The organism is Sinisalibacter aestuarii, from assembly GCF_027923545.1.
Classification (GTDB): Bacteria; Pseudomonadota; Alphaproteobacteria; order Rhodobacterales; family Rhodobacteraceae; genus Sinisalibacter; species Sinisalibacter aestuarii.
Map to the genome: position 1 here is coordinate 1 of NZ_BROH01000027.1, position 806 is coordinate 806.

1 protein-coding gene is annotated in these 806 nt (G+C 67.0%); it reads right to left on the reverse strand.

The window, feature by feature from the left end; genetic code table 11:
• Positions 1–51 precede the first annotated feature (51 nt).
• A partial coding sequence (locus QMG28_RS20845; RefSeq protein WP_281844147.1) for an acetaldehyde dehydrogenase (acetylating) occupies positions 52–806 on the reverse strand: 755 nt, incomplete at its 5' end.

The following is an 806-nucleotide window of genomic DNA, read 5'->3' on the forward strand; positions in this document are numbered from 1 at the left end:
CGCAGCGACACGTCCTGAATGTAGAGCCGGGTCTTGTCGGTGATCGCCATGTCAGGCCGCCTTTCCGTCGCGGTGCGCCCGGGCCCAGCTTTCCGCCGTGGCCTTGGCCGCAGAAGTCATGATGTCGAGATTGCCGGCATAGGTCGGGAAGTAGTCGCCATTGCCTTCGACCTCGAGGAAGATCGAGGTCTTCAGCCCCGAGACCTTGCCGATCCCCGGCACGTTCAGCGGCGCATTGTCGCCGATCCGCTCGAACTGGACCGTTTGCTTCAGCCGGTAGCCGGGCACGTAACCCTGCACGTCCTCCACCATCCGCGCGATGCTCTCGCGGATGGCGTCCTCGCTGCCGCCCTCGCTCAGCGTGAACACCGTATCGCGCATCAGCATCGGCGGATCGGCCGGGTTGAGGATGATGATCGCCTTGCCCCGCTCCGCGCCGCCGACCTTTTCGATCGCCCGGCTCGTGGTCTGGGTGAACTCGTCGATATTGGCCCGCGTGCCCGGCCCCGCCGAGCGCGACGACACCGAGGCGACGATCTCGGCATAGACCAGCCGGTCCACCGCCCGGCGCACGGCGTGAACCATCGGAATGGTCGCCTGGCCGCCGCAGGTCACCATGTTGAGCGCGGTCGCGGTCTGCTCCTCTTCGAGATTGACCGGGGGCACCACGAAGGGGCCGATCGCGGCCGGCGTCAGGTCGATCACCTGCTTGCCGTCGGCGATCAGCACCGGGTGATGCACCTCATGGGCATGGGCCGAGGTGGCATCCATCACGATGGCGATCTCGCCATAGCCCGGCATCGCGC